The organism is Cupriavidus phytorum (genome assembly GCF_003254285.1).
In the GTDB taxonomy this organism is placed as follows: Bacteria; Pseudomonadota; Gammaproteobacteria; order Burkholderiales; family Burkholderiaceae; genus Cupriavidus; species Cupriavidus phytorum.
Genome location: NZ_QKZN01000030.1, coordinates 1 through 6121, shown reverse-complemented (window position 1 = coordinate 6121; position 6121 = coordinate 1). Strand labels below are relative to the sequence as shown.

5 protein-coding genes are annotated in these 6121 nt (G+C 69.8%); 1 reads left to right on the top strand and 4 read right to left on the bottom strand.

From position 1 onward, the window contains the following. Positions 1–275: 275 nt before the first annotated feature. Entirely contained in the window at positions 276–1061 is a 786-nt protein-coding gene (gene fhuF, locus C7416_RS28705) for a siderophore-iron reductase FhuF (protein ID WP_111522005.1), read from the top strand. Here fhuF and C7416_RS28700 read toward each other — a convergent pair. The 4 genes from C7416_RS28700 to C7416_RS28685 all read right to left on the bottom strand — a co-directional run. Beyond that, the gene (locus C7416_RS28700; protein WP_111522004.1) at positions 1003–1197 is read right to left on the bottom strand and encodes a hypothetical protein; all 195 of its coding nucleotides are present in this window, start codon (positions 1195–1197) and stop codon (positions 1003–1005) included. The genes fhuF and C7416_RS28700 overlap by 59 nt on opposite strands. Next, positions 1194–2354, bottom strand: coding sequence for a PepSY-associated TM helix domain-containing protein (locus C7416_RS28695; protein WP_111522003.1), 1161 nt, complete (start codon positions 2352–2354; stop codon positions 1194–1196). The genes C7416_RS28700 and C7416_RS28695 overlap by 4 nt, the downstream gene beginning before the upstream one ends. A 96-nt stretch (positions 2355–2450) precedes the next feature. Further along, positions 2451–4667, bottom strand: a complete 2217-nt coding sequence (locus tag C7416_RS28690; RefSeq protein WP_111522002.1) for a TonB-dependent siderophore receptor — start codon at positions 4665–4667, stop codon at positions 2451–2453. Positions 4668–4757: 90 nt separating this feature from the next. Further along, positions 4758–6121: thioesterase domain-containing protein (locus C7416_RS28685; RefSeq protein ID WP_258401160.1), on the bottom strand; the 1364-nt coding region annotated here is incomplete at its 5' end.

Sequence of the window (6121 nt, the reverse complement as noted above, 5' to 3'; positions counted from 1 at the left end):
TGGTCTTCTTGAACCCCGAACGAGCTGAGCAGGAAGCTACCGGGCACCGGAAAGCAGCATAACGGCGGACGCGACAACTACCTTGACACACACCGCTTCGGCCAAGAAGTAGGTCGCCGGCTGCGCCGGCGAAACAGCCACCCTTGCCAAGGACGACAACCAAACCAACCGCAATAACCCCAGCCGCGCCAGCGCCAGTAATTTCCCCTCCAGCGCGTTCGTCATCCGTAAGGCACCCCCGCATATGGCGCGGGGCCGCGCGCACCAGAACCCCGATGATCCCCTTGCTTGCGCCATTCTTTGCCGGCCCGCTGCGCCCGTTCGGCGAGCGCCTGTCCATTGCCGCACAGCCAGCGCAGCCCTCGCTCAGCGCCGCGGCACCGGGCTTGGCCGATACCTGCCTTGCCAAGCTGGCACAGGCGCTGGGCTGCGATGACCGGCGCGCGCTGGCGGCGGCATGGTTCCGTGACTACACGCTGGCTGTGCTGCCCGGCGCGCTGGTGGCCGCAACGCTGCATCGGCGCAGGCTGCCGTTCGATCATCCCGCGCTGGGATGGCAAGTCGCGGCCGATGGCCGTGTGACCAGCCTGGTGCTGCCCGATGACGGTACGCCGGCCACAGGGACGCTGCCGTGCTTGCTGGCGCCGCTGCTCGCGCGACATCTGCCGCAAGTGGTGGCGGCATTCGCGGGTGCCGCGCGTGTATCGCCGCGGCTGCTGTGGTGTACCGGTGGCGTCGCCGCCGCCGGCGTCGCGCGGCAACTGGCCGCACATCCCGCGCTTGCCGCGGCACAGCGCGCGGAACTGCTGGCGTGGAGCGGTCATGCCGTGTCCGCCGACGGCTTCGGCAATCCGTTCCACGGCGCCTTCCGCCCGGGCGCGGAGCCCGGGCTGCCCGGCGTAACGGCGGTGCGGCGCATCTGCTGCCTGAACCACCGCCTGCCCGACGAAGGGTATTGCGGCACATGCCCGCTGGTGGCGGATGCGCGGGCACGCGCCCGGCTCAGCGGCGCGGAAGCTGCTCCCGCGCGCGCCACTGCCGCCATAGCCAGCCCGCGGTGACCGCGACCGGCACGCCCAGGCCGACCCAGCACAGCGCATCCCACGCGCCGTCACCAAAAATGCCGGCCGCCAGGCCGCCCAGCGACAGCGCGCCCAGCAGCACCGGCATCGGCCAGGTAGCGTCGATCCGCTTCATGCCTGGTCTCCCGACAGTTGCGGCGGCAGCGGTGCGCGCGCCTCCTCGCGGCTGCGGCGCGGCCGCTTGAGCCAGAAGATCAGTCCGGTCACGGTGGCCCCCGCCGTGATCACGGTCAGCAGCGCCCACAGGATCTGCAGCGGCCTGCCGGCATAGTCGCCGAAGTGGAACGGGGCCGACAGCAGCAGCACCTGCAGGTACCACGGCATGCCGCGCACCGCGGCGACGCGGCCGTCGCCGGCATCGACCAGCACGATCGCATAGACGCGCTTCTGCAGCTCGGTATGGCCACGCAGCACCACGCCGTAGTGGCGGCCGGTGGAGAACTCGGTGCCGGGGTAGAACACGAAGGCCGGATCCTTGCCCGGTACGGCCTGGTGGGCCGCTTCCAGCGCGCGGTCGACCGGCACCAGTTGCGGCGGCATCGGGCCGGGCAGGGTGGCGATCAGGTGCTGCAGCTCGGTCTTCTGCCACAGCCCGATGATCAGCGGCGAAAACGACAGGAAGGTGCCGGTCAGCCCGACCACCAGCGCCCACACCATCACCACGATGCCGAACAGATTGTGCAGGTCCGCCTGCACCACGCGCACCGGCTTGCCGAAACGCACCAGCCCGAAAGCCAGCTTGCGCATGAAGGGCCCGTAGAGCACCAGGCCGCTGATCAGGCTGAGCGCGAACAGCACGCCGATAAAGCCGATAAAGAACTGCCCGGGCAGGCCCAGGAACAGGTTCAGGTGCAGCTTGAGGATAAAGCCGCTGACGGTCTCGCCGACCGGGCCAGGCTTGCGCGGCGCGCCGGTGGCGGCATCGAACTGCACCGTGGTGCCGTGGCGCAGCTTGGGCTCGCCGGGCGGGCCGACGCGCACGCCGACGGCATCGGCGTCATCCTCGGCGAAGGCGATCGACTTGGGCGCCTGGCCCGCATGGGCCGCGCGCGCCGCGTCGACCAGGCCCTGCAGCGGCGGGCGCTGCGCCGGTACCGGCAGGGTGCGTTCGGCCGACACCAGGCCGTGGTGTTCCTGGCCGGCGAGCGCGTCGATGTCCTCGTGGAAAATCAGCAGCAGGCCGGTGAGGCAAAGCACCAGCAGGTTCAGCGTGCAGAGCAGGCTGGTCCAGCGGTGGATCGCGTACCAGAAGCGTAGCGTGGGGGCTTTCATGTGATGGGACTCCTGCAAGGCCGCGGCCCCGCGCCCGGGTCGCGGGTGCGGGGCCGTGCCTGTTGCCAGGTATAGGCATGCCAGGCCATGCCCGGCTTACCAGCGGTACGTCACCGTGCCGATGATGGTGCGGCGGCGCCCGTAGTAGCAATTGGTGGCGCTGTCGCATGCGGCGACGTAGGTCTTGTCGAACAGGTTGTTGACGTTCAGCCGCAGCGTGTAGTGCCGGGCAAACGAATAGCTCGCGGCCAGGTCCACCAGCGTGAAGCCCGGCACCTCGGTCACGTTGGTCTGGTCGTAGGTCTTGCTGACATAGCGCACGCCGCCGCCCAGCCAGACCCCGGCGAGGAACCCGCTGGACAGGCGGTAGTCCGCCCACAGCGAGGCCATGTGGCGCGGCACGTATTGCGGCGTCTTGCCGGCGTTGGGCGCGTTCGGGCCCGCCTTGGTGACCTCGGCGTCGGTGTACGTGTACGACGCCAGGATGTTGAAGTTGGGCGTGACCGACCACGTGCCTTCCAGCTCCACGCCCCGCGAGCGCACTTCACCCAGCTGCGACGAGAAGCCGCTGACCGGCGAGGTGGTCAGCACGTTGGCTTGGGTCAGATCGAACAGCGACAGCTGGGCAAAGCTGCGGCTGCCCGTGGGCTGCCATTTCAGGCCGGCCTCGTACTGCTTGCCGGTGGTGGGCTGCGGCGTGCCGCCGCCGAACAGCGGCACCGCCGTGGCCGGCTCGAACGAGGTCGAGTAGCTGACGTAGGGCGAGAGGCCGTAGGGCCCTTCCCACAGCAGGCCGGCGCGGCCGGTGAACTTGCCGTCGTCGCTGCCGGTGCGGGTGACCGCGTTGGTCGACAGCGCGCGCGTGTCGGTGTTGACCTTGGCCTTGTCATAGCGCCCGGCCAGCTGCAGCATGAAGCGCTCGGAGATCCGCACCATGTCCTGCAGGTAGAAGCCGATCTGGCTGCGCGTGGTGTCCTCGTCGGTCTGGTAGTTCGGCGCGACGAAGTTGCCGTAGACCGGGTTGAAGATATTCAGCGGCGGCTGCGCGGCCGGCGTGTTGCCGGTCAGGCCGCGCAGGCGGTTGAAGGTCGAGCGCGAGTAGTCGATGCCGGTCAGGATGGTATGGTCGAAGATGCCATGCCTGAGCTTGATCTGCGCCTGGTTGTCGACCGTGAACAGGTCGAACGACTCGTTCGAGCGCAAGCCGATGCGCCGCATCAGGTAGGGGCCGTTGGGCGGATTCGCCACCAGCCCGCCGTTGCCGCCGATGTTCTCGTAGCTGACGTACATGTGGCCGTAGCGCAGGTTCTGGCGCAGCGTCACGGTATCGTTCAGGCGGTGCGAGAACTCGTAGCCGGCCAGGTACTGCTCGCGCTTGAAGCGGTCGAAGCCGGGCTCGCCGGTGAACAGGTCGGTCGGGATCTTCGAGCCGTTGGCCAGCGGTGTGACGGTACCCAGCGCCGGCAGGAAGTTGGCGCTGTTGCCGGCGTTGTCGTGGTAGATCTGCGCGTAGGCCGTGAAGCTGGTGGCATCGGTGGGGCGCCACGTGATCTGCGGCGCGATGAAGAAGCGGTCATCGCCGGCCATATTGGTCTGCGTGCCGCTGTCGCGCGCCAGCGCGGTCAGGCGGTACAGCACCTTGCCATCCTTGTCGAGCGCGCCGGTGAAGTCGCCGGAGACCTCCTTGCGCTCATAGTTGCCGAAGCTGAGGTTGATCTCGTTGGCGGTCTCCGCCTGCGGCCGCTTGCTGATCTGGTTGATCAGGCCGCCGGGCGAGGTCTGTCCGTACAGCACCGACGACGGACCGCGCACCACGTCGACGCGCTCCAGGCTGTACGGCTCCAGCTCCCAGCCACCGTAACCGCCGGACGCCGGCAGTTTCAGGCCGTCCCAGTACTGGCTGTTCTGGGACACGGTGAAGCCGCGGATCATGTACGTGCTGCGCCGCGTATCGACGATTGGCTCGGTGCGCACGCCGGCGCTGTAGCGCAGCGCTTCCTCGACCCGCTGCACGCCCTGGGCGCGCATCTGGTCGGCGGTGATGACGCTGATCGACTGGGGCGTGTCCGCAATCGGCACATCCGACTTGGTGGCGGACACCGACTTCTTGTTCGCCGACCCGTAGTTCTCGACGCTGTCGGCGCGCACGCTGACGGTCGGCAGCTGTACCTCCGCGGTGGCGCCCGCCTGCGCCGTGCCGTTGTCCTGCGCCTGCGCGCACTGCATGGAGACCGCCAGCGCCAGCGCCGTCAACGCGAACGGTTGATGGCTTGGCCGGCCCTGGCCCGGGCGACCCGTTCTACCCCTGTACATATTCCTCCTGGATTTCGGCTTTCTTGATTTCGGCCGTATTGTAAATGCAAATCATTGTTATTAGCGTTAAGAAAATTCATTCGCAGGCTCCTACATCGGGAGGGTGGCCGTGCCGGTGGTCGGGTGCTGCGCTTCGGTTTCGGGCTCGGGGCGGGCCTGGACGCTGCGGCCCAGCTGCTCAAGCAAACGTGGGTCGCGCACGATGGCGTGGTGGTCCACCCCATCCAGCACGGTCTCTTCGCGCGGTGCGCCCAGCCAGCCGGCCAGGCGTGCGGCCGCGCCGTCACGGCCGGCGCGCCACCAGACCGCGCGCGGCGCCCTTACCACGGGCAGCGTGCGCTGCGCCGCGGCCAGCAAGCCCAGCCGGTGCGCGGCCAGGAACATGTGCGCCAGCTCGTCCGCGCCCAGCGCGGCCTGCGGCGCCGTGGACGCGGCAATGCGCGGCGCGAGCAGGGCGCGCACGGATTCGGCGTCGGGCTCGGGAGTGGCATCGCGCGGCAGCGTGAGCGGTTCCGCGCCGGGCAGCAGGCGTTCTGCAAACGCAGCCAGGGCCGCGGGCCAGCCGGGCGCCGCACTGGTGTGCGAACGCGGCTCCGGCACGAACGGATCGACCAGGCCCAGCCACTGGACCGTCTGCCCCTGTGCCTCCAGCTCGCGCGCCATCAGCGTGGCGAGCGCCGCGCCGAGCGACCAGCCCAGCAGCAGGTAAGGCCCTTGCGGCTGCGCCGTGCGCCATTCCCGCACATAGTCCGCCGCGATCGATGCCAGCGAGGCGTCGCGCCATGCCGGATCCGCCAGCGCGCGCGCCTGGAAGCCATAGACCGTGCGCTGCGCGCCCAGCTGCGCGACGATGGCGTCGTAGTCGAACAGCGTGCCCAGCGCCGCGTGGACGCAGGCCACCGGCGGCAGCGTGGCGCCAGCCGGGCCGGGCGCGAGCACGCGCAGCGCGGCAGCGGGCGTGGCGTCGGGCAAGCCCGTGGCAGGCGCGCCGTCCGGCAGCAACTGCCCGATGGTCGGGGTCCGCATCAGGTCGCGCAGCTTCAGGTCCAGCCCTAGCGCCCGGTTGGCGCGCACGCGGGAAATGACCTTCAGGCTCAGCAGCGAATCGCCGCCGAGCGCGAAGAAGTTGTCGTCCAGCCCCACGCGCGGCACGCCAAGCACGTCCTGCCATATCTGCGCCAGCCCGCGCTGCGCTTCGGTTCGCGGCGGCACATGCTGGTCGGCGCGTTCGGCTCCCGGTACAGGCAGCGCACGGCGGTCAAGCTTGCCGTTGGGGGTCAGCGGCAGGGTGTCGAGCACGACGAAGGCGGCCGGCACCATGTAGTCGGGCAGTTCCGTGGCCAGCGCGGTGCGCAGTGCCGCGCCATCGATCGTCGCCCCCGCAGCCGGGACCACATACGCGACCAGCCGCGCCCCGGACGGTCCCTCGGCAGCGATCACCGCCGCATTGGCCA

What these genes read in the sequence shown, in the direction of transcription:
- fhuF (WP_111522005.1), top strand. Translation starts at nt 276, where the DNA reads ATGATCCCCTTGCTTGCGCCATTCTTTGCCGGCCCGCTGCGCCCGTTC.
- C7416_RS28700 (WP_111522004.1), bottom strand. Translation starts at nt 1,197, where the DNA reads ATGAAGCGGATCGACGCTACCTGGCCGATGCCGGTGCTGCTGGGCGCG.
- C7416_RS28690 (WP_111522002.1), bottom strand. Translation starts at nt 4,667, where the DNA reads ATGTACAGGGGTAGAACGGGTCGCCCGGGCCAGGGCCGGCCAAGCCAT.
- C7416_RS28695 (WP_111522003.1), bottom strand. Translation starts at nt 2,354, where the DNA reads ATGAAAGCCCCCACGCTACGCTTCTGGTACGCGATCCACCGCTGGACC.